This is a genomic window from Rhodococcus sp. SBT000017, assembly GCF_003688915.1.
In the GTDB taxonomy this organism is placed as follows: domain Bacteria; phylum Actinomycetota; class Actinomycetes; order Mycobacteriales; family Mycobacteriaceae; genus Rhodococcoides.
The window spans coordinates 3,449,520-3,472,646 of record NZ_REFU01000001.1 but is presented as its reverse complement, the minus strand read 5'-3'; the positions used below and the strand labels follow the sequence as shown (position 1 = coordinate 3,472,646).

The window sequence follows — 23,127 nt, the reverse complement described above, 5'->3', positions numbered from 1 at the left end:
CCAGGCTACATCGTGCGCGTCAGTTCAGCTCGAGTTCGTAATACAGAGCTTTGGGTCCCTCGCCACGGCCTTCGTGGCAGTCGAAGCCACGCTTTTCGTACACGTGTCGCGCCGCCTCGTCGTCCTCAGAGGTGTTGAGGTCCATGTAGGTGGCACCCTTGCCGCGTGCGTGCTCGATGACGTCGTCGAGAAAGGTTGTGCCGTAGCCCTTCCCGCGTAGCCCGGGCTGGACGTAGAACTCGGCGAGGTAGGCCTCGATATCCGCACTCAGAGTGCCGGCCCTGAATCGAAGAACGGCCACACCGATGGCGGGAGTCCAGAACGTCAGCACGCTGGTGTCGCCGGATTTCACCAGAGTTTCGAGATGTGCTGCAAGCCAATCTGACTCGGGCACCGGGTAGTCGTACTCGCGATTGAAGTCGATCAACAGGGTTGCGGCCTCGGTGAATCCAGCGCGATCCTGCACGGCACGTGTACCGCTGACTGATGTCATCGCCTTCTCCTCCGTCAGTGTTCCGGTTGAACGAGATTCTTCGCATCGAGCAGACCGAGACCGGGATGCATCTCTCGCAACGCTTTGATGGCGTGGACAGTTCTGCCGGATTCTGCGACCACCGCTTCGACATCCTCGACGGGTACAGCTTCGGGTTCGATCTTGTGGGGCATCAGCCAGGCCCGGCCGTGTCGGTGCCAGAGCCACGGGGCGGCTATCGCCAACACCGCCAGCTTCGTCCAGTTCCACAACGATGGTTCGGTCACGATGTCGGCAATCGTCGAGAACACGACCAAGGCCAGCCAGATGCCGAGCAGATATCGAGTCCACCGACGTTGACGGTCGTTCATGTTCCCATGGTGTCACCGACGCTCGGTCGAGACAATGCGTCAACGACGCAATTCGGTATCGAGTCGAACCATGAGCACGCCGAACTTCGTACGCCCGGCGATCGGTGGCGGAAACCGGCGTAGGACCGAACGCACGGTCGCGTCGGCCTCTGCCTCGATCCATTCGATCTGCTCTGCAACAGCATTGGATTCCGTGAGCATCAGATGCACTGCAGATCCGAGAATGTGTTTGACCTGATGGGGGCTGTACAGCGGATGGAGAAAGGCAGCACCGGCCGCGTGCATTGCGGACAGTGCGGCGTCTGTCGCTGCGGAAGCCGGCACCTCGCGGGCAGCCTTGTGCGCGTCCCAGGCGAGCCTGCGTAACTCCGCCGTCCGGTGGCCGGTCTCGGCGAACGACGCGGCACTGTCGATCGCCGAACGCGGACGAAGATCACCTGGATGTGCTGCCTCGAAAAAGGGCAATGCCCGTCGGGCGCAGGTAGCGGCGAAGCCGACCACGCTTTGAATGTCCTCTTGACTCAGCGCTACTTCAGCGGGCTCGGGCAACTCAACCCTCTCGGGTTCTGATACGGGTGAGCACAAATCCCAACTTGCCCAGTATTGCCCCAATCAGCGCGCCGGTCGCTGCAGACACTGCGGGCAGTACGTACAACCACTGAGTGGATGGTCCTTGCGACCTGCGATCGAATGCTCGGTCGAAGCGTTCCATTGCTTCGCTGCTCATCGATACGCCCTCCAAGGGCTCGTAGCCACCCGAGTACACGACGCCACTCGTGTTGGTGGTCATTTCGCCGATCAGATACCAGCCCAACGGAGCCAATCCGACGACGAATCCAAACAGCAGCAGGACGACGACGAGATTGCGCACCATCTCAGGCTATTACCCCGTCAACCGTCGTACACCTCTGTGGTGATGCAGAAGGGGTGGCCGGCGGGGTCGAGGAGAACTCGCCATCGGGGGTCCGGCTGCTCTGCTGCCTCCCTGGCACCGCATTCGACTGCGTAGGCGACGGATCCGGCAAGGTCGCCACTCGCATCCATGTCGAAGTGCACGATCGAAGTCGATGGCCAGACCGGAGGGACGTAATTCGCAACTTTCTGCGCAACGATGGAAAGGCCGGATTGTGTGCGAAACCCAACGCTCTCGGAGCTCTCCCACAACAACTCGCCGCCGAGAAGCGCCAGATAGAAGTGCGCGAGTTGCGCCGGATCGGCGCAGTCGATGGACGTCCCCGCTATAGCGAGGTGGTTTCGCGGCATGCCATGACAATACTGTCGGTGGTGACACCCACATCACCTCCCTCGCAGGGCTCTTGACCTCGAGTGCACTCGAGGTTGCAAGGTGGGGTCATGCAAATGACTTTCGACGAGTTGCCGCGACTCATGACACTGATGACTGGCGATGAAAAGCACAGCACCAGTGCCACTTCGACACTCGATGTGTTGTGGGTGTTGTATTCCGACATTCTTCGGCTCGACGCGGAGAATCCCGACGACCCCGAACGCGACCGGTTCTACCTCTCCAAGGGTCACGGCCCGATGGCGTACTACGCAGTGCTTGCGGCACGGGGATTCTTGACGCCGAACGAGCTTGCGTCTTTCGGCAGCTACGACTCTCCGCTGGGCAATCATCCGGATCGCACGTTGGTTCCCGGGGCCGACATCGGATCGGGATCGCTCGGACACGGTCTAGCGCTGGCCGCCGGAACTGCTGTTGCCCTGCGGATTCAGAGGAGCATCGCCCGAGTCTTCGTGCTGATCGGCGACGCCGAGCTCGACGAGGGCAGCAATATGGAAGCCATTCAATTCGCTGCGCGATCGAATCTGGGCAATCTGACCGCAGTGGTGATCGACAACGACTCGGCCGGCCTGGGTTGGCCCGGGGGCATCGCGTCGCGGTTCACAGTCGAAGGATGGTCCACATCCGACATCGACGGTCGAGATCACAGTGCTCTCAGGCGCGCGTTTCGCCTCGATCATGCGGATCGGCCGCACGTGGTGGTCGCTCATGTCGAAAGGAAGGAGAGCTGATGAGCGCAACGCTGGACCAACGCGAGCACTTCTACCGTCTGGTGCCCGCACTGTTGGCGCGGAACGAGCGAACGGCGTTGGTGCTGGCGCAAATCGGAGTCGGATATGTCGAACCGCACCTCACCGCCGATGTTCGATCGCGGGTGATCAACGTCGGGATTCGAGAGCAGGCCATGATCGGTGTCGCCGGTGGCTTGGCCCTGGCCGGAATGCGTCCGATCGTGCACACCTTCCCGCCGTTCCTGATCGAGCGACCGTTCGAGCAGGTGAAGCTCGACCTGGGGCACCAGGGTGTCGGCGCAATCCTGGTGAGCTCGGGCGGGTCCTACGGGTGGCCGCAGGGCGGCGAGACCCACTTCGGTCAGCGAGATGTCGCACTCCTCGACACCCTGAGCGGGTGGACGGTCCACGTTCCCGGGCACGTGGACGAGGTCGACTGGATGCTGCACAGCGCGACGGCAACCGACGATTGCGTCTATATCAGGCTCGACGGGGTGTGCAACGAACGTCCGCACGGTCGGCCCGATGGGACGTTCACCGTTCTGCAGCAGGGTAATTCGGGAACGGTGATCTCCGTCGGACCGATGACGGACCGGGTTCTGGCCGCAGCCTCGGGGCGCGACGTGACGGTGCTCCATGCGTCGACGATCAGGCCGTTCGACAGTCGAACGCTGCGGGCGACGTTGACTGAGCCGGACGTCATGATCGTCGAGCCCTATCTCGCGGGAACGTCAGTGCTGCAGGTCGATCGGGCCTTGGCCGATGTGCGTCATCGAGTGTCGGGAGTCGGGGTCGAACCAGGAGAGCGTCGCAAGTACGGCACGGTGGCCGAACACGATCGGGCCAACGGGTTGGATGTCGATGGGCTGTCCCGATCGATGAGCGACTTCTTCGGATGATCAGCTCTGGCGGCGCTCGTACCTGCTCCTGGCGACGTGGTACGCGGAGTCGAGTAGTTCCCGAATATGTGTCTCGGTCTGCGAAGACGGGTTGACCACCGACAGCCAGCCTGCGGTGCCGTACTGAGGGTGGGCAGCGAGGACGTCGTCGACGTCGGCCTGGGGTGCGTTGGCCGCCTCGCGGGGCGGCACTCCCAGGATCCTCTCGAATTCTTGTTTTCCTGCAACGATATTGACGCGGAACGCATCCGTTCTGTCCAGCTGGGACAATTCGTCGCCCGGGTAGTTCTTGGTCACGATCGTGGCAAACGGCTGAATTGTCGGGATCGTGCCGTCGGGCGAGTAGTAGAAGAACGCGTCGCCCCACGCGAGCTCGGGAGTTCCGTCTCCTTCTCGAGGCCGTTGCGTCACCGTGCCCTCGAAGCTGCCGACCAGATTCACGATGTCGTCGAGTGTCATGCACCGATCGTCACACGGTCGGCAGCATCTGTCGCAGTGTTCAGCCGACTTTGTACGTACCGGTTCCGGTCGCGACGAGGCGGCCGGATTCGGTCCCGATGATGTCGACTCGACACGTCTTGAGGCTCCGGCCGGCGTGCATCCGAGTGCCGACGATATCGATCCCTTCGGCATATACCGGCTCCATGAACTGAACGGACATGGAGACCGTGACGCCCCGAAGTTTCTCGGGGACTGCGGATCCGGCCCATGCGGCGGTCATGATCCCGATATCGATGCAGCCGGCGATCACGCCACCGTGCAGCATCTGGCCGACGGTGGACAGCTCGTCGCGATACGGCAGCCGCAGTCGAGCTGTGCCCTCGTCGATGTCGATGAGCTCGATTCCCAATTGCTGCACGAACGGTGATTGCGGAAGAAACATGGCCATGGCCGCGCTTCCGCTGGCCGGTGCCTGTACTTCGTTGGTTGTCATCGCTACCCCTCTATCGTAATTGGATTCCGATATCGGAATCAGAGTACGATAAGTTCATGGTCTTGGAAACCCCCACCGACAAGCGGAAGCGTCGAACGCACAACGCTGTGCTCGACGCCGGTCAGACGCTCTTCCTCGAGCACGGTTATCGCGGAACGACGATCGAGATGCTCGCTGCAACAGCAGATGTGGCAGTGAGCTCGATCTACGCCAACTTCGGCGCAGGCAAGGTCGACGTCTATGCGGCACTGGCGTGGCGAACGGCGCTGGCCCATGTCGAGCAAATGTCTGCACCCGTCGACGCGGTCGACCCCGTCCGTGTGGTCGCCGAGTTCCTCGATCGATACATCGCATTCCATCGCGGTAGTCCGCTGGCGCTGCGACTGCTGGGGTTGACCGACGTGGACAAGTCCGAGTCCGAAACGGTCAGCGCGGCCAAGGCCAAGATCGACAGGGCGCTCGGTGGGCTCATCGATTCGGTGACGCACGCAGTGACGGACGCAGGGTCCGACGTCGACCCTCGCGCTCTGGTCTTGAACGCCTGGGCAGCGATGAACGGTGCTGTGTCACTGCGGCAACGACGCATCGTCGACCAACCGATGCTCGACGCGATGCTCGCCATCACGCGGGCCGATATGCTCCGTCACTTGAATGGAGTATCCGATGCGACCCGGTGAACTCGGTGCCGGAGACCGCGTACGGACCGTGGGATATGCACTGCGGCAGCAACTGTCGATGCTGCCCGGTACGCTGCTCGGTCCCCGTAGGGGATCGTCGAGCACGGTGTGGTCGATTGTCGATGTACCGGATTCACGGTTGTGCCGGGACGCACTCGAGGAGGCGAGGGAGTGTCTGAGTGAGCCCATGTTGCTGCACAGTCAGCGATGTTGGCAGTACGCGTCGGCGTTTGCGGCCGTGGACGACGTGTGTCCGGATCCGGAGGCGCTCTACGTGTCGTGCCTGTTGCACGACCTCGCGCTCGGCGGCGAACCGGACATCGCGGTCGGATGCTTTGCGTTGATCGGTGCTGATCGAGCCGAGAAGTTCGTCCGTAGATACGAAGGCGACGACCGAACGGCACAGATCGTCCACGAGGCAATAGCCAGGCACATGGACACAGCGAGGCCAGAGGGACCGGAAGCTGCCCTGTTGAACGATGCCGCATACCTGGACGTCAGTGGCCGTCGGATTCGTGAACTCGATCCGCACTGCATCGATGTGATCGAATCCCGCTATACGCGTGAAAGTTTCGCCGCAGACTTCGCATGCAGGATGAAGATCGAATCGAGAATGCGACCGCGGTCGACGGCGGCGACGTTGTGGCGCGCAGGAATGTATCCGGCGATAAAGGTGAATCCCCTGGAGCGAATGGTCACATCATCGAAGTAGCTGTTCCGCGACGGACTGGTGACAGCCCGTCAGGCCGGGCAGCTCACGGTGTAGGTCCAGACTGTGCCGACCGGTCCGGTGACGCGGACCAGGACAGCGGTAGCGGTACCCGCAGGAATCGAGACCACAACGGACCCGACGCCGGTGCTGCCACCCACGTAGCCGGTGTTGTGGATCAGGGCGTCCTGGTAGAACACTTCGATCTGATCGTGCACGTTCACTGTCGTAGCTGCAACCGAACGACGAACCAGGTTCTTGCGAATTCCACTCTTGCTCGACACAAATCCTCCAACGAAAGTACTTGACGGGCTGTCCGTCTCAGCGATGGTGACACAGTGATCGCGCGTCGAGTATCCCTTGGGCGGATGATCATCCAGGGCCGAAGACGCTGTGCCCCAAAGGCTACTGTTATTCATTCGACTCAACGGCGACTGTGGCCGCAGCAGCCGGACGTACATCCACCGATGTACGACGAGATACTCACGCAGACCGATGTGGCGCGGCCCGCTGATTCGTAATGTTGGCCAGGTCAAGACACATCGATATCGGAGGAACCGTCATGCACGCCGCAACACTTCTGTCTCAGCAACCGTCCACCACCGAGCAGGCGCTGGGGTGGGGGTTGGGAACCATCGTTCTGGTGGCGGCGCTCGGCGCAGTCGTGCTGTTCGTCGCTGCGCTGGTCAGCATCATCCGGTCGCCCAACTACACCGTCGCCGGCCGGGCAGTGTGGATCTTCGTCGTACTGGCGTTCCCGTTCCTCGGTCCCCTGGTCTGGTTCGTGTGGGGTCGGAAGTCGACTTTCGCCGTCGATGCCGCCAACGGACTCAGATGATCGACCCGATCGTGCGCGCCGCGTCGGCGAACTCGCCGGGGTTGGGGCCCGCGTAGTTGAGTCGAAGGAACTTTCCGGTGGGTTCGGCGGGAAAGTAGTCGTCGCCGGCTCCGACGATGACACCCGCCGACTTGCATTCCTGCACAATCCGTTCCAGATCGACATCGTCGCGCAGACGCATCCAGAGATTGAGTCCACCGCGAGGAACTGCGTCGAGATGGCCACGCGGCGCGAACTCGATGAGGCTGTTCGCCAGCAAGTCCCGACGTGAAGCCAACTGAGTTCGCAGCCGCCGCAGGTGGGTTCGCCAGGCGGGTTGAGTGACGACGTCCAATGCAACGGATTGCAGAATCCCGCTGACATACATCGACTCGGCTCCCGTATCGGCGAGGATGCGCTCGTGCGCGGGTCCGCGAGCGATCAAGCCCGCCAACCGAACCGAGGGTGACACTGTCTTGGTGAGCGAGCGAAGATAGACGACATGTCCGGCGTCGTCGCGTGCGGCCAGCGGATTCGGCTCGGAGGTGATGCCGAAATCGTGGGCCGAGTCGTCCTCGATCAGGAACGCGCCGTGGCGTCGAACAGTGTCGAGGACCTGCTCGGACAATGCAGGCGACCACTGTGCTCCGGTGGGGCTGGCGAATGTGGGTTGGGCGTAGAACGCTCGCGCGCCGGTGTGCGCGAATGCCCGAGCGAGCGCGTCGGGGTCCGGACCGTCGACGCCACTGGGTATCGGTACGACGCGGACGCCGGCCTGCGTGGCAGCAAGGATCGCACCCCAGTACGTCGGGGACTCCATGAGCAACGGCCGGCCGGCACCGACGAGTGCCCGAAATGCCGTACTGAGTCCGGTCTGGCTGCCGGGGATGATGACGACGTCACTGGCCGACGGTGGCGTGATGCCCAACGGTGTCGACGCGCCCAACTCGGCCGCGAACCATGCCCGCAGTTCCGGCAGACCTGCGGTGGGTGGTCGGGCGATCACCGAGTCGGTGCGGGAGGCGCGGGTGAAGGCGGCGTGAACAAGCCTTTCCGGCAACAACTCCCGGGCCGGGTAGCCAGAATGCAACGCGATCACATCGCTCGAGGTCGACTGCAGAGCCGCTGGTAGTTGCAGTCGATTGTCCGGCGCTCCCAGTGCAGCGGTCTGCCATCCGTAATCGTTGGGGCGGGCGGTACGCACCGTCCTGATGAATGTGCCGACGCCAGGCCGGCTTTCGATGACGCCTTGCGCGATGAGCGTCCGCAGTGCCTTCTGCACCGTGACCGGACTGGCCGAATGCTCGGCAACCAGTGCGCGGGTGGACGGCAGCCGGGCTTCAGGAGCCGCAGTCGCAATCCAGGTTCTCAGTGCAGACACGATCCGCGAGCTGCTATCGTCGGACATGACACAGCATAGTAGCGCTACTGCGTCTGGCGCGGGTCTGCTATCCCGCGCCGGACTGCTCTGGGGCCTGGCAGGCGTCACGGCGTTCTCGTTCACGGTGCCATTGACCCGCGTTGCCGTCACCGGAGGCCTGTCGCCGCTCTTCGTCGGCTGCGGCCGCGCTGTGGTCGCAGCCGCACTGGCTGCGGTAGCGCTCGCCGCCACTGGGCAACGGCTCCCGCAGGGGCGGCAGTGGATTCGGCTCGCAGTGATCGCGGCCGGTGTCGTCGTCGGTTTCCCGGTGCTCACCTCATATGCGCTCACCACTGCATCGGCGGGTCACAGCGCCGTCGTGATCGCGTTGCTTCCGGCGGCCACCGCCGCCACTGCGGTTGTCCGCGAACGGCAACCGGTCCGGCCGATGTTCTGGGTGGTCGCAGGCCTGGGGGCTGCCGTCGCGGTCGGGTTCGCTGCCGTGCAAGGCGGACAGTTGACCGGGTTGCAGTGGTCGGATCTGTTGCTCCTCGGAGCAGTGGTCGCCGCAGCGGTGGGATACGCCGAGGGCGGCCTGCTGTCGCGAGAACTCGGTGCGTGGCAGACGGTGTCGTGGGCCCTGGTGGTGTCCGTGCCGGTCACCGGCGCGTTGGCCGCGCTCGCGTGGTGGCAGCAACCTTCGGCAGCAGGGGCATCCGAGTGGGCCGCCTTCGGATACCTGGCGGTGGTGAGCATGTACCTCGGGTTCTTCGCCTGGTACCGGGGACTGGCGATCGGCCCGATGTCCAGCGTCAGCCAGGTCCAGTTGATCCAACCTGTGCTGACCATCTGCTGGGCAGCGATCATCCTGCGCGAGGGCTTGACGTGGCCGGTGCTCGTGGGTGGAGCGGCGGTCATCGTGTGTGCAACAGTGGCGGTCCGGACCCGGATGTCGCCGACCGTTCGGCAGGAGGAGTTTTCGAAATGACGAAATCGATCGATCAGGCGCGCAAGCTCGAGAACGTGCGCTACGACATTCGTGGACGAATTCTTGACAAGACCGAAGAACTCGAGGAGCAGGGGCACGCGATCCTGCGACTGAACGTCGGTAATCCTGCCCCGTTCGGTTTCGAGGCACCGGACGAGATCATGATGGCGATGATCCGCAACCTTCCCACCGCACAGGGTTATTCGGATTCACGGGGCCTGTTCTCCGCCCGCACCGCGGTGGTCCAGTACTACCAGACCAAAGGCCTGACCGATCTCGATGTCGGCGACGTCTACCTCGGCAACGGGGTATCGGAATTGATCACGATGACGATGCAGGCGCTGTGCAATCCGGAAGACGAGATACTGATCCCGTCGCCCGACTATCCACTGTGGACCGGCTCGGTGGCCCTGGCCGGTGGCGTACCCGTCCATTATCTGGCCGACGAAAGCCAGGATTGGGCCCCGGACTTCGAGGATCTCGAAGCCAAGATCACGCCCCGCACCCGCGCAATCGTGGTGATCAACCCGAACAACCCGACCGGCGCGGTGTACTCACGCGATGTACTGCAGCGGTTCGTCGACCTGGCACGAGAGCACGATCTGGTTCTGCTCGCCGACGAGATCTACGAGAAGATCGTCTACGACGGATCGGTGATGACCAATCTTGCTACGCTGACCGGGAAAGATGTTCTGTGTCTGACATATTCGGGTCTGTCGAAGGCGTACCGGGTCTGTGGATTTCGGGCCGGATGGTTGGCGATCACCGGCCCTCGTCGACGCGCGGCAAGCTTCATCGAAGGCATCACGCTGCTGTCCAACATGCGCATGTGCGCGAATGTGCCGGCGCAACATGCAATACAAACTGCGCTCGGCGGCCGACAGTCGATCGAGGATCTGCTGCTCCCGGCAGGCAGGCTGACCGCGCAGCGTGACCTGGCGCATCGCATGCTGAACTCGATCAACGGAATCAGCTGCGTGCAGGCGGGGGGTGCGCTCTACATGTTCCCGAAACTCGACACCGAACGTTTCGGGATCGTCGACGACGAGAAGTTCGTACTCGACCTCCTGGAATCCGAGAAGATCCTCGTCAGCCACGGCCGTGCGTTCAATTGGGATGTGCCCGACCACTTCCGGCTCGTGACCTTGCCCAACGTGGACGATCTCGGAACGGCGCTCGAGCGTCTGGGTAATTTCATGAGCTCGTACAGGCAGTAGCGATCAGCTCTGATTCGGCTCGAACAGTTCCTCGATCGAGCAGTCGAAGGCGGCGGCGAGAGGTAGGCCGATCATCAGCAGCACTGTGCGTACAGGAAACTACAGACTGGCCCTCACACTCAGGTGAGTTGGACGGTGAGAAAGCTGTCACCGAGGTGCAGCATCGATGTAGTCGATCGAAACGTGCCAGGTGATGAGGTGGTGTCACTCAGGAAAGGACCACCGTCATGCCGGATCTCTTCAGCCCGTTCACCCTCAAAGGGGTGACGCTTCGAAATCGAATCGCCATGTCGCCGATGACGATGTATCGCGCCGTCGACGGAAAGATGAACGACTTTCATCTCATGTATCTCGGTGCGCGCGCAGCCGGCGGGTTCGGGATGGTGTTCCCGGAACAGGTGGCGATCACGCCCGACGGACGCACCACTCCCGGGTGCGCCGGAATCTACGACGACGATCAAATCGAGGGTCACGCTCGCGTGGCGTCGATGATCAAGCAGATGGGTTCGGTGCCGGCGATTCAGTTGGGTCACACCGGACGCAAAGGCAGCGAAGTGCCGCCGTGGCAGGGCGGATACCAGCTTCCGGCAGACCATCCCGACGGTTGGGAATGTGTTGCGCCGTCGGCGATTCCCTACGGCGGCGACCACTCGTTTCCCGTCCACGAACTCACCGTGCCCGAGATCAAGGCCATCCACCAGAGCTACGCCGACGCAGCCGTCCGAGCCGCGGGGGCGGGCTACGAATGGCTCGAAATGCACTACGCGCACGGCTACCTCGGGGCCAGCTTCTTCTCTCCGCTGGCGAACCAGCGCACCGACCAGTACGGCGGAAGCCTGGAGAACAGGGCACGGTTCCACCTCGAGGCACTCGATGCGGTGCGCGAGGTGTGGCCCGAGAAGTTTCCGCTCACCATGCGATTGGGCTCGGACGACCACCACCCGGATGGGGTTCAGTTCGACGAATCCATGATCGCCATCGGTTGGATGAAGGAACACGGCCTGGACATGGCCGATGTCAGCCTGGGCTTCAATACCGACGACATGGTGGACCCGCCGTTCGGCGACATGGGGTTCATGGTCGAGCGGGCCGCACGGGTCAAGCGTGAGCTGGATATCCCGGTGACCTGCAGCTGGAATCTGGGAGTTCCGGAAAATGCGGACGCCGTGATCCGCGACGGCAAGATCGACGTGGTGTTGCTCGGTCGTCCGGCACTTGCCAATCCGCACTGGCCGGTCTGGGCGGCGCGTGAACTCGGCCACGGGGACCCGTTCTCGCTGGTGCCCGAGGACTGGAGCTGGTGGCTGAAGAACTTCCGCGGCCACGACCCGAGCATCGGACTGCCGCCGGCGAAAGTTCTCGACGAGGAGCAGGAGAGGAAGATCGCGTAGCAGAGGAAGGGCCGGACGGCGATCACGGACCATCCGCGGACGGTAGGGTTCCAAGGGCTCGCATCATGAGGAGCCCAGCGGTGTTCTCGTATCGAAGCGGAGGTTTGTGATGGCCGGCGGACTCGTAGCCCTGCTCGACGACGTGGCAGCGCTGGCTCGTCTGGCAGCTGCATCCATCGATGATGTCGGTGCCGCTACCGGTAAGGCGACGGCGAAGGCAGCAGGCGTCGTGATCGACGACGCAGCGGTGACGCCGCAGTACGTCCGCGGTCTTGCGGCCGAACGTGAATTGCCGATCATCAAGCGCATCGCCGTGGGTTCGCTACGCAACAAGCTGCTGATCATCCTGCCGATCGCGCTGCTGCTCAGTCAGTTCGTGCCGTGGCTGTTGACGCCGATCCTCATGCTCGGCGGCTGCTATCTCAGCTACGAGGCCGCGCACAAGATCTGGGGCGCACTCTTCGGCCACGGCGACCATCACGCCGCCGCCGAGGACGAGCCACGCGACGAGGACACCGTTGTCTCCGGAGCAGTGCGTACCGATCTGATTCTGTCCGCCGAGATCATGGTCATCGCGCTGGACACCATTGCTGCAGAGGGCTTCTGGAGCCGGCTCATCATCCTGGCTGTCGTCGCCGTGGTCATCACGATCGTCGTGTACGGAGTCGTCGCGCTGATCGTGAAGATGGACGATATCGGTCTGAAACTGGCCGACGGCTCCACCGGATTCGTCGAGAAGTTCGGCCGCAGCCTGGTCAGGGGCATGCCCCACGTGATGTCGGTGCTGTCGGTCGTCGGCACCGCAGCGATGCTGTGGGTCGGTGGACACATCCTGCTCGTCGGCATCGACGAGCTCGGATTCCATCCGATCTACGAACTCGTGCACCACGGCGAAGACGCAGTGCGAGGAGTCGCGGGTGTCGGCGGAGTGCTGGCGTGGATCGTCAACACCCTCGCATCTGCGGTCATCGGCGCGATCGTGGGCGGCATCATCGTCGCTGCGCAGCTGGGCATCTCGAAGGTGCTCGCCACGCGCGCTGCCGCGAAGTAGTGGCTCTCGCCGCCACATTCGCCGTTGTTCATCCAGCCTCGGAGCCGGCATCCGAGATCCTGTTTCGCTATTACGCCGATGTCGTCGGGCGCTTCCACGGTCGAGAAGCGTCGGACGACGAAGTGCTTCGAGCCATGATCGACGAACCGAGCGATGACCTCACCGGGAATTCGGGTCTCCTAGTCGTCGCGTATGTCGGTGTGGATGTGGTTGGTTGCGGGGGCATTCGTTTCGTGTCCGACGACACCGCAGAGCTGACGCGGTTGTTCGTCGATGCCTCGGCACGGGGCAGCGGCGTGGGAGTGTCGATAGTCGAGTTTCTCGAAGGATTCGTCCAGCAGTCCAACCGTACGAAGATTCGTCTGGACACCAGAGCGGACCTCGTAGAAGCGCGGCGGTTGTACTCGAAGCTGGGCTATCGGGAGGTACCAGCCTTCAATGCGGAACCCTACGCCGAGGTCTGGCTCGAAAAGCGTTTGTACTGAACCGATGTCCTCATCGATGGGTCAGCTCGAGCACCTTTCGTTCCGACTAGGAGACATCGGCATGGTCGAAACTCCCTCAGGCGAACGTGGCGTGCATTTCCCAGATCATGATTTCGCTCGCGGTCGATGCTGTCGCACGGTGCCCGCCGGTCGAGGTCAGTCGCACCGCGTCGCCCTGGGCCAGGTTGCCGATGTCCTCGAACACCGCCGAACCGTCGGCGACGAAGACGTGACCGAACGGCGCGTCGGGAACGGTGATCGACTGTCCGGGCTCGAGCCGCGCAACGTGGAGTGCCGCAAAGCGATTGCCGATGTTCACTCCACTTCTTCCTGGGATTCCCGATGCCACGCAGACGAGCTCGCCCTTTGCCAACTCGTCTCGAACGTCGCGCTCGTCGTACGACGGCACCCTCCCGTCGGTATCGGGTGGGATCCACATCTGCACGACGCGTAGCTTGTCGCGGCCGGTCAGGCTCGATGCGTTGCGTTCGGTGTGGCGAATACCGGTGCCCGCACTCATTCGCTGAATCAGCCCGGGGCGGATCAGTCCGGAATGACCCTCGGAATCCGTGTGTTCGAGCGTTCCCTCGCGTACCCAGGTGAGGATCTCCATGTTCTCGTGCTGATGGGAGTCGAACCCCTCGCCCGGGGACACCGTGTCCTCGTTGTGCACCATCAACAGTCCATGCGCATTGGCCGCCAGATCATAGTTTCCGGTGGCGGGGAAAGACTGCTGGGAATCGAGCCATTCGTTCCACCAGTGATGCCGTTGTTCGCTGGGAATGTGGGTGAGGGTCACGACGCGTTGTCCCGCATTGCCGAGAACGTACGTGTGACGGCCGCGAGATCGTTGGGGTCGATCAGATCGAACATGTTCTTCCGTACCGCTTCGACGTGCCCGGGGCTGGCGGCGGCGAGGGTGTTCATGCCGGCCTCGGTGAGTTCGGCGGACATTCCTCGCTTGTCGTCGTCGCATTTGACGCGCCGGACCCAGCCGCATTCGACCAGTCGACTGATTGCCCTTGTCACGCCGCTGCGAGTGGTGGTGACGGCGTCGGCGAGTTCGCTCATGCGGCGTCGGCGATAGGGCGCTTCGGAAAGCACCACCAGCAACTCGAAGTCGGTGAACGAGATGCCGGAGTCGCGCGTGAGCTGATTGTCGAGATCCCGAAGCAACAGCCGCGTTGCGTCGAGGTATGCGCGCCAGGCCTGCTGTTCGTCCTTGCTGAGCCACCGTGGTGAATCCATGCAGCCATAGTAGTTGACAACGCAACTAGCGGGTGTACTGTTCTCAGTAGTTGACGAAGCAACTACTTGACCCGGAGGGTGGAGCGATGACCAACGAACTGACTGCCGAAGAGACACGCCGCGCGCAGGAACACGAAGAGCAGCGGGAACGCATTCGTCGGCAGCACCTGAAGCCTGCCGGTGAACGGCCTGCTTCCTCGGCTCGCGGCCTCCATCACACCGCATTGGTCAGTAGCGACGTCGAAGCAACGGTCCGTTTCTACCAGGATCTGCTTGAGTTTCCGCTCACCGAGCTCATCGAGAACCGTGACTATCCTGGGTCTTCGCACTTCTTCTTCGATATCGGCAACAGCAATCTGTTGGCGTTCTTCGATTTTCCCGGCCTCGATGTCGGACCCTACGCAGAGGTGCTCGGCGGTCTCCATCACGTGGCGATCAGTGTCGAGCCCACCAGGTGGGAACACCTGCGTTCCAAGCTGATCGACGCGGGAGTCGAACTGATTGAGCACAGCGAGGTCTCCCTGTACTTCCGCGACCCCGACGGTGCCCGCCTGGAACTGATCGCCGATCCACTCGGTGAGATGTACGGCTCGCACGTTCTCTGACCCCCACACTCCGAGATCCGAGGCAATGACATGACCTCTGCAGCAACCACACTCGACGTCCGTCGAGCCGACGACCGATTCAAGACCAGGATCGGCTGGCTTGACTCCAAGCACTCCTTCTCCTTCGGCAACCACTTCGACCGTGGCAACACCCACCACGGTGTCCTGATGGTCAACAACGACGACATCGTCACTCCCGGTCAGGGATTCGACACCCATCCGCACCGCGACATGGAAATCGTCACCTGGGTCCTGCAGGGTTCGCTGGTGCACCAGGATTCGATGGGCCATACCGGCGTCATCTACCCCGGTCTCGCGCAGCGGATGAGCGCAGGTACGGGAATCCTGCACTCCGAGAAGAACGATTCGTGGCGACTCGGTGAGACCGCCGGCTCGTACTCGGGCAAGCACGGCGATCCCGTTCGCTTCGTGCAGATGTGGGTGGTCCCGGACGAGCAGGGCATCACCCCGGGCTACGAGCAGCTCGAGATCGACGGCGAATTACTCAGTGGCGGTTTGGTTCCCGTGGCGTCAGGCATGGCTCATCACGCCGACCACGCGGCGATCCGCATCAAGAACAAGTACGCCGCCATGCACGCTGCTCGTCTCCAGCCCGGACAAGCTCCGGTCGATGTGCCCGACGCGCCGTTCGTGCACATCTTCGTTGCCCGGGGTGAAGCGATGCTCGAGGGAGTCGGCGTACTCGCCCAGGGCGACGCGGTACGGATCTCCGGAGGCGGCGGGCAGAAGCTGAGCACCGCAACCGGAGCCGAAGTGATCGTGTGGGAGATGCACGCCGCGATCGCCGGGTGAGGTCTGCTACCTCTTCAGACCGAACATCTTCGCGATCGTCTTCTCCATGAACGTCGCAGGCAGCAACCGCCGCGCAAGAAATACGACAGGTGCGTTGCTGCCCCTGGAGTACAACGGTTTCGGCTTGTCCGCATCGATGGCCTTCAGCACCACCTCGGCGACATCCTCGGCGGAGATGCCGGTTCCTTCTTTGCGGTCCAGGGAAGAGATCGCGGTGTGGAAGTCGTCTCGGTGGACCGAATCCGGTGCGATGTACTTGGTTCGCCGCTCGCTGATTCCGGTGTTGATCGATCCCGGCTCGACGGTGGTCATCCACACGCCGAAGGGTGAGAGTTCCAGGCGCGCGGCGTCGGAGAAGCCCTTGATGGCGGCCTTCGTCGAGGCGTAGGACGAGCGGTAGGCGAGCGGGAAGCTGGCCAGCATCGAGCCGACCATGACGATGCGCCCGTACCCGCGCTCACGCATTCCGGGAATGACGCTCTGCGACAGCGTCACCGCGCCGAAGACGTTCAACTGGAACAGTCGCTCGATGGCGTCGGTCTGCAGTTCCTCGAACGGACCGGACTGACTTTCACCGGCGTTGTTGACCAGGACGTCGACGTCGCCGAGATCGGCGACGAAGGTGCGGATCGAGTCGGCGTCGGTGAGATCGAGCGCGCGATACTCGACGCCGGTGGCCCGCTGGGCGTCGGTCATCGATGCCGGATTGCGGGACGTGCCGATCACTCGATAGCCCTGGGCGACGAGCGCCTGCGCGACCGCGCGTCCGATACCCGACGAAGCTCCGGTGACCACTGCGGTGCGATTCATGTCCGGAATGGTACCGGTGCAGTCGGTTCGTACCGCATGACGAATCAGCTCATACCGGTTAGTCTGTTACCCGTGCAAACGAACTCTGCCGCCCTGCTGATCGAGCACCTGTGTATGGCCTTCGGCCCCAAGGTTGCCGTCGACGACCTCTCGCTGATGGTTCCACCCGGTTCGATGTTCGGCCTCGTCGGCCCGAACGGCGCAGGCAAGACGACGTGTCTGTCCATGGCGGTCGGTCTGCTCAGGCCGCAGTACGGCCGAAGTCTGGTGTTCGGACGAGATGTCTGGGCCGATCCCATCGCCGCGAAAGAACTGCTGGGCGTGCTCCCCGACGGGCTCGCTCTGCCCTCGCAGTTCACCGGCCACGAGCTGCTCACCTACTTCGGACGACTGCGCGCGATGCCGGAGGACGTGATCGCACAGCGTCGAGACGAGCTGCTGGACGCGCTGGATCTGGCAGACGCCGGGGGAACCGTCATCGCCGATTACTCCGCAGGCATGACCAAGAAGATCGGACTGGCCTCGGCATTGCTGCACGGTCCACGGCTGCTGGTGCTGGACGAACCGTTCGAGGCGGTCGACCCCATCTCCTCCACCACCATTCGCAACATTCTGGTTCAATTCGTCCGGTCCGGCGGCTCGGTGATTCTGTCGAGCCACGTGATGGCCCTCGTCGAGCAGCTCTGCACCCACGTCGGCGTCATCACCGGCGGCCGCGTCGTGGCCGCGGGAACGGTGGACGAGGTCCGTGCGGGCGGAAGCCTGGACGACGCCTTCGTTCGCCTGGTCGGTACTCGCGAGCAGAACCCCGACGGCCTGTCCTGGATGCGCTCGTGACGTCCCTCGGCCGGACCGTCCTGCAGATGCGAATCACGCTCTACCGCAGGCAGTTCAAGGGCGGGCAAGCAGTAGTGAAAGCCGTGTTCGGGTTGCTGGGACTGGTATTCGCGGTCGTGGCGTGTGTGTTGTCTGCGCGCAGTGGAGACTCGCAGGTGTTGGTCGGCGGCACCGCGAGCCTCGGGCTGACCCTGATCGGCCTGAGCTGGGTGCTGTTCCCGGTGCTCTCCGGAATCTCCGATGACAACATCCAGCCCCGCCACTTCCAGATGCTGTCGGTCGAACCCGCACGCCTGGCTCGTGCGTTGTTGGGCACGTCGGCGTTCGGCATGGTGGTGCCGTTGACGGCCATTGCGACTGCGTCGATCCCGATCTATGCCGTGTCCCGTTCTCTCGCAGCGCTTCCGGTTGCTCTGGTGGCCTGGCCTGCGACCGTGGTGCTCTTCGTGTCGCTGTCCAGAGTGGTCACCGTGGCGATGTCTCAGCTACTGAAGAGTCGGCGCAGTCGAGAGTTCGCTCTGCTGGCGTTCGGTGCGGTGTTCGGCAGCCTGTACTTCCTGCAGTTCCCCATCACCCAGAACTTCCCTCGGGTGCTGTCGGGTGAAGTGACATGGCCGCTGACACTGGCACATTCGATTCCGTTCAGCTGGGGAATCACCGGGGTGGACGCTGCGCTGGACGGGAACTGGCTGCTGGCGATCGGCGCCGTGGCGGGACTGCTGCTGCTCGACGGTGTAGTGGTGTGGTCGTGGCAGCGACTTGTGCTGCGGCTCTTCGAGGGACGGGTGTCCGCCTCGTACGGCGCGTCGCGGAAGCAGGTGGAGGCAGAGGGTCGTAACGGCGATACCGGCTGGCGGGCATCGCGGATCGGTGCGGTGGTGATGCGAGAGCTGTCCCTGTGGCGCGGCGATATGCGTCGTCGAAGTCAGCTGCTGTCGGTCCTCATCTTCGCGGTGCTCGGAGGCGTCGGTCCTTTGGTGACCGACTCGATTCCGTTCAGTGCAGCATGGGGCGCGTGGATCGTGATCTTCATGGCGATGGGCGCGGGATCGAATCTGTACGGCCTCGACGGCGGTTCGATGTGGCACCTGGTGATGATTCCGCAAGCTCTGCGCGACGACGTTCGTGGCCGGCAGCTCGCCTGGCTGATCGTGGCTGCACCCTTCGCGATCGTGCCGACGGCGGTCGTCCGCGTATTCGGTGACCTCGGACTCGACCGATTGGCAATCCCCATCTCGGTCACGCTGTCGATGCTCGGGGTCAGCGCCGGACTCATCGTCATGGTCTCCGTCCGTGCCGCCTATCCGGTTCCCGAACCCACCAAGGCCTTTTCGTTGAACACCCGAGGGTCGTTCAACGGAGGTTCGTTCGCCTTGGTCTTGCTGTCGATGGTCGTACTCGGGCTGTCGGTAGTGCCCGCTCTGCTGCTGGCATTGCTTCTCCCCGGTGCCTTCGCGTATCTGTCCGTTCCCGCGGCCGTGGCCGTCGGGTGGCTGGGGATGTGGTGGGGTGCGCGGGTGGCCGTCGACACGCTGGTCCGTGACTCCGACAAGATCCTGCACGAGGTGATCTCACGGTAGAGCGCGAATGGCCCGACACGGGTTGCCGGCCGCGAAGGTGTGCGACGGCACGTCCCGGGTGACGACGCTGCCTGCACCGATCACCGAGTTGTCGCCGATCGTGACTCCCGGGCAGACGATGACCCCGCCACCCAACCACACGTTGTTTCCTATGGTGATGGGAAGAGCGCTCTCTAAGCGTGTTCGGCGCGCCTCGTGATCCTCCATCGGGTGCAGCGCCGTCAGCAGTTGCGCCCGTGGCCCGATCGACACGTCGTCACCGATGGTGATGGGTGCGCAGTCCAACAGAATCGCGTCGTAGTTGAGGAAGCTGTTGGATCCGATCGAAATGTATGTGCCGTAGTCGCATTGGAACCGGGGCATGATCCACGAATCCGGTCCGATGGATCCGAGCAACTTGCCGAGAATCTCGCGCCGTGCGTCGGTCTGGTCCGCCTCGGTTGCGTTGAATCGGTCGAGCAGCTTCCCGCACCGCACCCGAGACGCCACCAGGTCCGGATCACTGTCTCGGTAGAGCTCGCCGCCCAGCATCCGATCCCGGTTCTCGCTCATGGATGACAGGCTACCGATCGGTGGTCTTCTCGAACAGTGCGACGCTGAACCACGAACTGCCCTCGGCGAACTCGCGGCGGCCGACGTAGCGAAAGCCCTGGCTCAGGTAGTAACTGCGTAGTGCGCCGTTGGTCTCCGCGCAGTCGAGTCGCAGCAGGGATCGCCCCTCCCGACGGGTCTGCTCCGACGCCCACTCGAGCAGCAACGTGCCGAGGCCGGTGCCGGCCTCTCTTCTGTCGATCACCAATCCGTGGACGTAGCAGGCCGATTCGTCCTGGTCGGGCCAGATGGCCGGATCGGAGTCGATCAACCGTAGTGCGGCGACGATCGGGCCGCTGTGACCGTATCGGGCGACATGGAACTCTCCCGCGTCGATCTGCGCGGCGATCGTGGTGAGAGGTACCTCGCGTGGAGTCCACTGATCGATTCCCCGAGCGAACAGCCAGTCCTCGGCAGCGTGCCGGAGGGCGAGTATCGTTGTCGCGTCGGCGGCAGTTGCGGGTTCCACGGTGAGCACGGTGCCATGGTACGGAAAGAGTAGCTGTCATGGTCAACGTGCTTGTGGTCGAGAACGATTCGGACCGGAAGGTCCTTCCCCGGTTGAACGGTGCCGAGTTTCGGAGTTGCACGATCGCCGAACTCGCCGACGCGGTGCCGTGGGCCGAGGTGCTGCTGTTCCGGACGTTCGAGACCGCCGATCTGCGGGCGGTGTGGCCGAAGGCCGAGAATCTTCGGTGGATCCACTCGTCGAGTGCCGGCGTCGATCGACTGCTGGATCCGGTTCTGCGCGAGGGGTCGTGGACGCTGACGAACTCCGGTGGGATCCTCGATCGTGCGATCGCCGAGTACGTCGCCGCCGGCATTCTGGCGTCGGTCAAGAAGCTGCCCCGGGCGCTTGCTCGACAGCGCGAGCGAGTCTGGGAGCACAGAGGTACCACCGGTATTCACGGTCGCGCCGCTCTCGTTGTCGGTCCCGGTTCGATCGGACGCGAGATCGGCCGGGTCCTCGGCGCACTCGGTATGCGCGTCGAGGCCGCGGCAACGTCCGAGCGGGCCGGTGACTCGGAGTTCTCGCGAATCCGAAACGTCCGACAATTGCCGTCGTATGCAGGCGAGTACGACGTGATCGTGCTGGCGACACCGTTGACCGACGCCACACGCGGACTGGTCGACGCGGAGGTTCTCTCGGCCATGCGTTCCGATGCAGGCCTGGTCAACATCGCCCGCGGACCCGTCGTCGACGAACGAGCCCTGTGCGACGCCCTGGCTGCCGGAGCCGTCGGGTGGGCCGTGCTCGACGTGTTCGAGGTCGAACCACTGCCGGACACGAGCCCGCTGTGGGGCATGGACAACGTCATCCTGACCGCGCATCTGGCGGGCGACGCCGACGACTTCGCCGAGCGTCTGTGGGCGTTGTTCGAGGACAACTTGCAGCGATACGTCCGTGGTTCGGCACTGGTGAACCTGGTGGACAAACAGGCGGGATACGTACGGCGCTGAAACGGACCGGCAAAGTATGCGTAACACTCCGTAGCATGTACTAGGGTGCAAGAGTGCGTGAAATCAATCGTTCGGCCGTGGCGTCGACCAGTCGCGACGCGGCGTTCGCCTACATGGACGACTTCAGGAATGTCCCGCAGTGGATGTTCGGCATCACCCGTTTCGAGCCGACGAGCGAGGTCACTTCGGGGCTCGGTGCCAGGTACGACGCGACGATGCAGATCGGTCCGAAGGCCCTTACCTCCGTTGTGCACGTCACCGAATGGGTCCACAACGAGAGGCTGACGCTCGAATCGGTCGAGGGCCTGTCCAACTCGTCCACGTGGTCGTTCTCCGATACCGCAGACGGCGGTACCCGTCTGGATGTGGTGTTCCGCTACAGCCTGCCCGGCGGAATCGCGGGCAAGGTGCTCGGCGCTGTAGTGGAACCCGTTGTGGGTCAGGCGATCAAGCATACGGAGTCGACGCTGCGGGCCCGCCTGGAAGCGGCCGACTAGTACACGTACTTGTCGAGGGCATCCAACACCTGGTCGACGGCGAGCCACGCGAACAGGAATGCGCAGACACCAAGCGTGAGGTTGGTGAACCAGCCGTTTCGCCACTGCTTCGGCACCCGATCGCTGTTGAGCATTATCAGCAGCGTCACCGCCAGGAACGGCATGAACACCGCCCCGAGGACGCCGTATGTCAGGACGAGCCCGATCGGTTGGTCCAGCCACAGCAACGCCATGGGCGGGAACGTCAGCCACGCAACGTACCAACGGAAGTACTTGCCGCCGACGCGCGTTTCCGGGTGACCCTGTTCGAGCCCCTTCAGATTGCCGACGAAGTCCGCGAACATCAGGCTCACGCCGTTCCACACCCCGATCAGCGACGAGAACGACGCGGACCAGAATCCGATGAGGAACACGTAGCCGAACACCGTGCCGTAGCGTTCGGCCAGCACGTCGGAGAGTTGAATCAAGCCCTGATCGCCGGTGGAGATCGCGATCTGCGACGAGTACAGCAGTTCGGCACCGACGATGAGCATCGCGAGGACGAAGATGCCCGAGATGACGTAGGCCATCGAATTGTCGATACGCATGACGCGCATGAATTTCGGTGTGATCCAGCCCTTCTCGCGTAACCAGTAACCGTAGGCAGCGAGCGTGATGGTGCCACCGACGCCACCGGCGAGGCCGAGGACGTACACGATCGAGCCGTCGGGAATGGTGGGGACGATGCCCTTGACGATCGCGGGAACGTTCGGAACCGCCACGACTGCAGCACCGATCACGGTCACGAACATGATGCCGACGAAGACGGTGATGATCTTCTCGAAGAACCCGTAGCTACCCAGCCAGATCAACGCGAACCCGAGGAGCCCGGATGCGATGGCGACGACCTTGAGTTCCAACGCGGGGAACAACGCGACGATCGGCAGCGCGCTCGACGACATCGCCGCAGCGCCGTAGACGAATCCCCAGATCACGATGTAGGGCGCGAAATACACCGTCGTCCACTTGCCCAGCGAACGCCAGCCCTGAAAGATCGTGTTGCCCGACGCCAACGTGTAGCGGCCGGCACCTTCCACCAGAACGACTTTCATGACGACACCGACGATGATGACCCAGAGCAGTGCGTAGCCGTAGCGTGAACCTGCCACCAATGTCGCGACGAGGTCCGCGGCTCCGATACCGGTTGCGGCGACCACCAATCCGGGGCCGACCACCTTCCACTTCGGAGGTGCAGTGGTCTCGGTCATCGATTCTCCTCGCGTGCCGGGGGCTGCTCAGTG

31 protein-coding genes are annotated in these 23,127 nt (G+C 63.3%); 16 read left to right on the top strand and 15 right to left on the bottom strand.

Annotated features, from left to right (window positions below):
• Positions 1 to 19: 19 nt before the first annotated feature.
• From AYK61_RS16235 to AYK61_RS16215, 5 genes are read right to left on the bottom strand one after another with little or no spacing between them, the layout of a single operon-like run.
• Positions 20 to 493 carry an N-acetyltransferase gene (locus tag AYK61_RS16235; protein ID WP_121871562.1) on the bottom strand — a complete coding sequence of 158 codons (474 nt, stop codon included), beginning with the start codon at positions 491 to 493 and terminating at the stop codon, positions 20 to 22.
• A gap of 14 nt (positions 494 to 507) precedes the next feature.
• A complete protein-coding gene (locus AYK61_RS16230) occupies positions 508 to 843 on the bottom strand; it encodes a hypothetical protein (RefSeq protein WP_121871561.1) in 336 nt (111 codons plus the stop codon).
• A gap of 39 nt (positions 844 to 882) precedes the next feature.
• On the bottom strand, positions 883 to 1,392 hold the full coding sequence (locus tag AYK61_RS16225) for a putative immunity protein (protein ID WP_397485071.1): 510 nt from the start codon (positions 1,390 to 1,392) through the stop codon (positions 883 to 885).
• Position 1,393: 1 nt separating this feature from the next.
• Positions 1,394 to 1,717, bottom strand: a complete 324-nt coding sequence (locus AYK61_RS16220; protein WP_121871559.1) for a hypothetical protein — start codon at positions 1,715 to 1,717, stop codon at positions 1,394 to 1,396.
• Positions 1,718 to 1,734: 17 nt separating this feature from the next.
• Positions 1,735 to 2,106, bottom strand: a complete 372-nt coding sequence (locus AYK61_RS16215) for a VOC family protein (RefSeq protein ID WP_121871558.1) — start codon at positions 2,104 to 2,106, stop codon at positions 1,735 to 1,737.
• Between the two features lie 90 nt (positions 2,107 to 2,196).
• Between AYK61_RS16215 and AYK61_RS16210 the strand changes: the two genes are divergently transcribed.
• Positions 2,197 to 2,877: a thiamine pyrophosphate-dependent enzyme gene (locus AYK61_RS16210; protein WP_121871557.1), complete on the top strand. Its 681-nt coding sequence runs from the start codon at positions 2,197 to 2,199 to the stop codon at positions 2,875 to 2,877.
• Positions 2,877 to 3,776 (top strand): transketolase family protein, encoded by a 900-nt coding sequence (locus AYK61_RS16205; RefSeq protein ID WP_121871556.1) that lies wholly within the window; start codon positions 2,877 to 2,879, stop codon positions 3,774 to 3,776. Before AYK61_RS16210 ends, AYK61_RS16205 begins: the two co-directional genes overlap by 1 nt.
• Here the strand turns inward: AYK61_RS16205 and AYK61_RS16200 are convergent, their stop codons facing one another.
• Together AYK61_RS16200 and AYK61_RS16195 are read right to left on the bottom strand one after the other, a co-directional pair.
• Complete coding sequence (locus AYK61_RS16200; protein ID WP_121871555.1) at positions 3,777 to 4,235, bottom strand: DUF6194 family protein; 459 nt, start codon at positions 4,233 to 4,235, stop codon at positions 3,777 to 3,779.
• 40 nt (positions 4,236 to 4,275) lie between these two features.
• Entirely contained in the window at positions 4,276 to 4,710 is a 435-nt protein-coding gene (locus tag AYK61_RS16195) for a PaaI family thioesterase (protein ID WP_121871554.1), read from the bottom strand.
• A gap of 56 nt (positions 4,711 to 4,766) precedes the next feature.
• On the opposite strand from AYK61_RS16195, the gene AYK61_RS16190 reads away from it, so the two are divergent.
• A complete protein-coding gene (locus tag AYK61_RS16190; protein WP_121871553.1) occupies positions 4,767 to 5,387 on the top strand; it encodes a TetR/AcrR family transcriptional regulator in 621 nt (206 codons plus the stop codon).
• Positions 5,374 to 6,099 (top strand): HD domain-containing protein, encoded by a 726-nt coding sequence (locus tag AYK61_RS16185; protein ID WP_147458340.1) that lies wholly within the window; start codon positions 5,374 to 5,376, stop codon positions 6,097 to 6,099. The genes AYK61_RS16190 and AYK61_RS16185 overlap by 14 nt, the downstream gene beginning before the upstream one ends.
• A 29-nt stretch (positions 6,100 to 6,128) precedes the next feature.
• Here the strand turns inward: AYK61_RS16185 and AYK61_RS16180 are convergent, their stop codons facing one another.
• Positions 6,129 to 6,380, bottom strand: a complete 252-nt coding sequence (locus AYK61_RS16180; protein ID WP_121871551.1) for a hypothetical protein — start codon at positions 6,378 to 6,380, stop codon at positions 6,129 to 6,131.
• A gap of 278 nt (positions 6,381 to 6,658) precedes the next feature.
• Here AYK61_RS16180 and AYK61_RS16175 point away from each other — a divergent pair, with 278 nt between their 5' ends.
• Positions 6,659 to 6,934 carry a PLD nuclease N-terminal domain-containing protein gene (locus AYK61_RS16175; protein WP_121871550.1) on the top strand — a complete coding sequence of 92 codons (276 nt, stop codon included), beginning with the start codon at positions 6,659 to 6,661 and terminating at the stop codon, positions 6,932 to 6,934.
• Here the strand turns inward: AYK61_RS16175 and AYK61_RS16170 are convergent.
• Positions 6,927 to 8,321: a PLP-dependent aminotransferase family protein gene (locus tag AYK61_RS16170; RefSeq protein ID WP_121871549.1), complete on the bottom strand. Its 1,395-nt coding sequence runs from the start codon at positions 8,319 to 8,321 to the stop codon at positions 6,927 to 6,929. The genes AYK61_RS16175 and AYK61_RS16170 overlap by 8 nt on opposite strands.
• On the opposite strand from AYK61_RS16170, the gene AYK61_RS16165 reads away from it, so the two are divergent.
• The 5 genes from AYK61_RS16165 (at position 8,320) to AYK61_RS16145 (ending at position 13,405) form a co-directional block, all read left to right on the top strand.
• Complete coding sequence (locus AYK61_RS16165; protein ID WP_183130311.1) at positions 8,320 to 9,261, top strand: DMT family transporter; 942 nt, start codon at positions 8,320 to 8,322, stop codon at positions 9,259 to 9,261. The two genes, AYK61_RS16170 and AYK61_RS16165, sit on opposite strands and share 2 nt — an antisense overlap.
• Positions 9,258 to 10,478 carry a pyridoxal phosphate-dependent aminotransferase gene (locus AYK61_RS16160; RefSeq protein WP_121871548.1) on the top strand — a complete coding sequence of 407 codons (1,221 nt, stop codon included), beginning with the start codon at positions 9,258 to 9,260 and terminating at the stop codon, positions 10,476 to 10,478. Before AYK61_RS16165 ends, AYK61_RS16160 begins: the two co-directional genes overlap by 4 nt.
• Positions 10,479 to 10,705: 227 nt before the next feature.
• Positions 10,706 to 11,869, top strand: coding sequence for an NADH:flavin oxidoreductase/NADH oxidase (locus AYK61_RS16155; protein WP_121871547.1), 1,164 nt, complete (start codon positions 10,706 to 10,708; stop codon positions 11,867 to 11,869).
• A 109-nt stretch (positions 11,870 to 11,978) separates the two neighbouring features.
• Positions 11,979 to 12,920 carry a DUF808 domain-containing protein gene (locus AYK61_RS16150; RefSeq protein ID WP_121871546.1) on the top strand — a complete coding sequence of 314 codons (942 nt, stop codon included), beginning with the start codon at positions 11,979 to 11,981 and terminating at the stop codon, positions 12,918 to 12,920.
• Entirely contained in the window at positions 12,920 to 13,405 is a 486-nt protein-coding gene (locus tag AYK61_RS16145) for an N-acetyltransferase (protein ID WP_121871545.1), read from the top strand. The genes AYK61_RS16150 and AYK61_RS16145 overlap by 1 nt, the downstream gene beginning before the upstream one ends.
• A 76-nt stretch (positions 13,406 to 13,481) precedes the next feature.
• Here the strand turns inward: AYK61_RS16145 and AYK61_RS16140 are convergent, their stop codons facing one another.
• Together AYK61_RS16140 and AYK61_RS16135 are read right to left on the bottom strand one after the other, a co-directional pair.
• The gene (locus tag AYK61_RS16140; protein WP_121871544.1) at positions 13,482 to 14,204 is read right to left on the bottom strand and encodes a pirin family protein; all 723 of its coding nucleotides are present in this window, start codon (positions 14,202 to 14,204) and stop codon (positions 13,482 to 13,484) included.
• Complete coding sequence (locus AYK61_RS16135; RefSeq protein ID WP_121871543.1) at positions 14,201 to 14,653, bottom strand: MarR family winged helix-turn-helix transcriptional regulator; 453 nt, start codon at positions 14,651 to 14,653, stop codon at positions 14,201 to 14,203. Before AYK61_RS16135 ends, AYK61_RS16140 begins: the two co-directional genes overlap by 4 nt.
• 86 nt (positions 14,654 to 14,739) lie before the next feature.
• Between AYK61_RS16135 and AYK61_RS16130 the strand changes: the two genes are divergently transcribed.
• On the top strand, positions 14,740 to 15,258 hold the full coding sequence (locus tag AYK61_RS16130) for a VOC family protein (RefSeq protein WP_121871542.1): 519 nt from the start codon (positions 14,740 to 14,742) through the stop codon (positions 15,256 to 15,258).
• A gap of 30 nt (positions 15,259 to 15,288) precedes the next feature.
• A complete protein-coding gene (locus AYK61_RS16125; RefSeq protein WP_121871541.1) occupies positions 15,289 to 16,071 on the top strand; it encodes a pirin-like bicupin family protein in 783 nt (260 codons plus the stop codon).
• Between the two features lie 6 nt (positions 16,072 to 16,077).
• Here the strand turns inward: AYK61_RS16125 and AYK61_RS16120 are convergent, their stop codons facing one another.
• On the bottom strand, positions 16,078 to 16,881 hold the full coding sequence (locus AYK61_RS16120; protein ID WP_121871540.1) for an SDR family oxidoreductase: 804 nt from the start codon (positions 16,879 to 16,881) through the stop codon (positions 16,078 to 16,080).
• Between the two features lie 36 nt (positions 16,882 to 16,917).
• On the opposite strand from AYK61_RS16120, the gene AYK61_RS16115 reads away from it, so the two are divergent.
• Positions 16,918 to 17,718: an ABC transporter ATP-binding protein gene (locus AYK61_RS16115; protein WP_121871539.1), complete on the top strand. Its 801-nt coding sequence runs from the start codon at positions 16,918 to 16,920 to the stop codon at positions 17,716 to 17,718.
• A gap of 26 nt (positions 17,719 to 17,744) precedes the next feature.
• Positions 17,745 to 19,298, top strand: a complete 1,554-nt coding sequence (locus tag AYK61_RS16110) for an ABC transporter permease (RefSeq protein ID WP_259468092.1) — start codon at positions 17,745 to 17,747, stop codon at positions 19,296 to 19,298.
• On the opposite strand, the gene AYK61_RS16105 is transcribed toward AYK61_RS16110, so the two are convergent.
• A complete protein-coding gene (locus AYK61_RS16105) occupies positions 19,290 to 19,850 on the bottom strand; it encodes a sugar O-acetyltransferase (protein ID WP_121871537.1) in 561 nt (186 codons plus the stop codon). The genes AYK61_RS16110 and AYK61_RS16105 overlap by 9 nt on opposite strands.
• A gap of 10 nt (positions 19,851 to 19,860) precedes the next feature.
• Positions 19,861 to 20,367 (bottom strand): GNAT family N-acetyltransferase, encoded by a 507-nt coding sequence (locus AYK61_RS16100; protein WP_121871536.1) that lies wholly within the window; start codon positions 20,365 to 20,367, stop codon positions 19,861 to 19,863.
• Between the two features lie 29 nt (positions 20,368 to 20,396).
• Here AYK61_RS16100 and AYK61_RS16095 point away from each other — a divergent pair, with 29 nt between their 5' ends.
• Together AYK61_RS16095 and AYK61_RS16090 are read left to right on the top strand one after the other, a co-directional pair.
• Positions 20,397 to 21,350, top strand: a complete 954-nt coding sequence (locus AYK61_RS16095) for a D-2-hydroxyacid dehydrogenase (protein WP_121871535.1) — start codon at positions 20,397 to 20,399, stop codon at positions 21,348 to 21,350.
• 53 nt (positions 21,351 to 21,403) lie between these two features.
• The gene (locus AYK61_RS16090; protein ID WP_121871534.1) at positions 21,404 to 21,847 is read left to right on the top strand and encodes an SRPBCC family protein; all 444 of its coding nucleotides are present in this window, start codon (positions 21,404 to 21,406) and stop codon (positions 21,845 to 21,847) included.
• On the opposite strand, the gene AYK61_RS16085 is transcribed toward AYK61_RS16090, so the two are convergent.
• The gene (locus AYK61_RS16085) at positions 21,844 to 23,094 is read right to left on the bottom strand and encodes an Nramp family divalent metal transporter (protein WP_121871533.1); all 1,251 of its coding nucleotides are present in this window, start codon (positions 23,092 to 23,094) and stop codon (positions 21,844 to 21,846) included. The genes AYK61_RS16090 and AYK61_RS16085 overlap by 4 nt on opposite strands.
• Positions 23,095 to 23,127 lie beyond the last annotated feature (33 nt).

Bases quoted from the DNA above. Each gene is read 5' to 3' on its own strand.
- AYK61_RS16200 (WP_121871555.1), bottom strand. From the start codon at position 4,235: ATGACACTCGACGACATCGTGAATCTGGTCGGCAGCTTCGAGGGCACG.
- AYK61_RS16160 (WP_121871548.1), top strand. From the start codon at position 9,258: ATGACGAAATCGATCGATCAGGCGCGCAAGCTCGAGAACGTGCGCTAC.
- AYK61_RS16130 (WP_121871542.1), top strand. From the start codon at position 14,740: ATGACCAACGAACTGACTGCCGAAGAGACACGCCGCGCGCAGGAACAC.
- AYK61_RS16085 (WP_121871533.1), bottom strand. From the start codon at position 23,094: ATGACCGAGACCACTGCACCTCCGAAGTGGAAGGTGGTCGGCCCCGGA.
- AYK61_RS16110 (WP_259468092.1), top strand. From the start codon at position 17,745: ATGCGAATCACGCTCTACCGCAGGCAGTTCAAGGGCGGGCAAGCAGTA.
- AYK61_RS16105 (WP_121871537.1), bottom strand. From the start codon at position 19,850: ATGAGCGAGAACCGGGATCGGATGCTGGGCGGCGAGCTCTACCGAGAC.
- AYK61_RS16235 (WP_121871562.1), bottom strand. From the start codon at position 493: ATGACATCAGTCAGCGGTACACGTGCCGTGCAGGATCGCGCTGGATTC.
- AYK61_RS16220 (WP_121871559.1), bottom strand. From the start codon at position 1,717: ATGGTGCGCAATCTCGTCGTCGTCCTGCTGCTGTTTGGATTCGTCGTC.
- AYK61_RS16135 (WP_121871543.1), bottom strand. From the start codon at position 14,653: ATGGATTCACCACGGTGGCTCAGCAAGGACGAACAGCAGGCCTGGCGC.
- AYK61_RS16120 (WP_121871540.1), bottom strand. From the start codon at position 16,881: ATGAATCGCACCGCAGTGGTCACCGGAGCTTCGTCGGGTATCGGACGC.
- AYK61_RS16210 (WP_121871557.1), top strand. From the start codon at position 2,197: ATGCAAATGACTTTCGACGAGTTGCCGCGACTCATGACACTGATGACT.
- AYK61_RS16230 (WP_121871561.1), bottom strand. From the start codon at position 843: ATGAACGACCGTCAACGTCGGTGGACTCGATATCTGCTCGGCATCTGG.
- AYK61_RS16125 (WP_121871541.1), top strand. From the start codon at position 15,289: ATGACCTCTGCAGCAACCACACTCGACGTCCGTCGAGCCGACGACCGA.
- AYK61_RS16095 (WP_121871535.1), top strand. From the start codon at position 20,397: ATGGTCAACGTGCTTGTGGTCGAGAACGATTCGGACCGGAAGGTCCTT.
- AYK61_RS16150 (WP_121871546.1), top strand. From the start codon at position 11,979: ATGGCCGGCGGACTCGTAGCCCTGCTCGACGACGTGGCAGCGCTGGCT.
- AYK61_RS16205 (WP_121871556.1), top strand. From the start codon at position 2,877: ATGAGCGCAACGCTGGACCAACGCGAGCACTTCTACCGTCTGGTGCCC.
- AYK61_RS16195 (WP_121871554.1), bottom strand. From the start codon at position 4,710: ATGACAACCAACGAAGTACAGGCACCGGCCAGCGGAAGCGCGGCCATG.
- AYK61_RS16185 (WP_147458340.1), top strand. From the start codon at position 5,374: ATGCGACCCGGTGAACTCGGTGCCGGAGACCGCGTACGGACCGTGGGA.
- AYK61_RS16215 (WP_121871558.1), bottom strand. From the start codon at position 2,106: ATGCCGCGAAACCACCTCGCTATAGCGGGGACGTCCATCGACTGCGCC.
- AYK61_RS16165 (WP_183130311.1), top strand. From the start codon at position 8,320: ATGACACAGCATAGTAGCGCTACTGCGTCTGGCGCGGGTCTGCTATCC.
- AYK61_RS16155 (WP_121871547.1), top strand. From the start codon at position 10,706: ATGCCGGATCTCTTCAGCCCGTTCACCCTCAAAGGGGTGACGCTTCGA.
- AYK61_RS16190 (WP_121871553.1), top strand. From the start codon at position 4,767: ATGGTCTTGGAAACCCCCACCGACAAGCGGAAGCGTCGAACGCACAAC.
- AYK61_RS16175 (WP_121871550.1), top strand. From the start codon at position 6,659: ATGCACGCCGCAACACTTCTGTCTCAGCAACCGTCCACCACCGAGCAG.
- AYK61_RS16170 (WP_121871549.1), bottom strand. From the start codon at position 8,321: ATGTCCGACGATAGCAGCTCGCGGATCGTGTCTGCACTGAGAACCTGG.
- AYK61_RS16115 (WP_121871539.1), top strand. From the start codon at position 16,918: ATGACGAATCAGCTCATACCGGTTAGTCTGTTACCCGTGCAAACGAAC.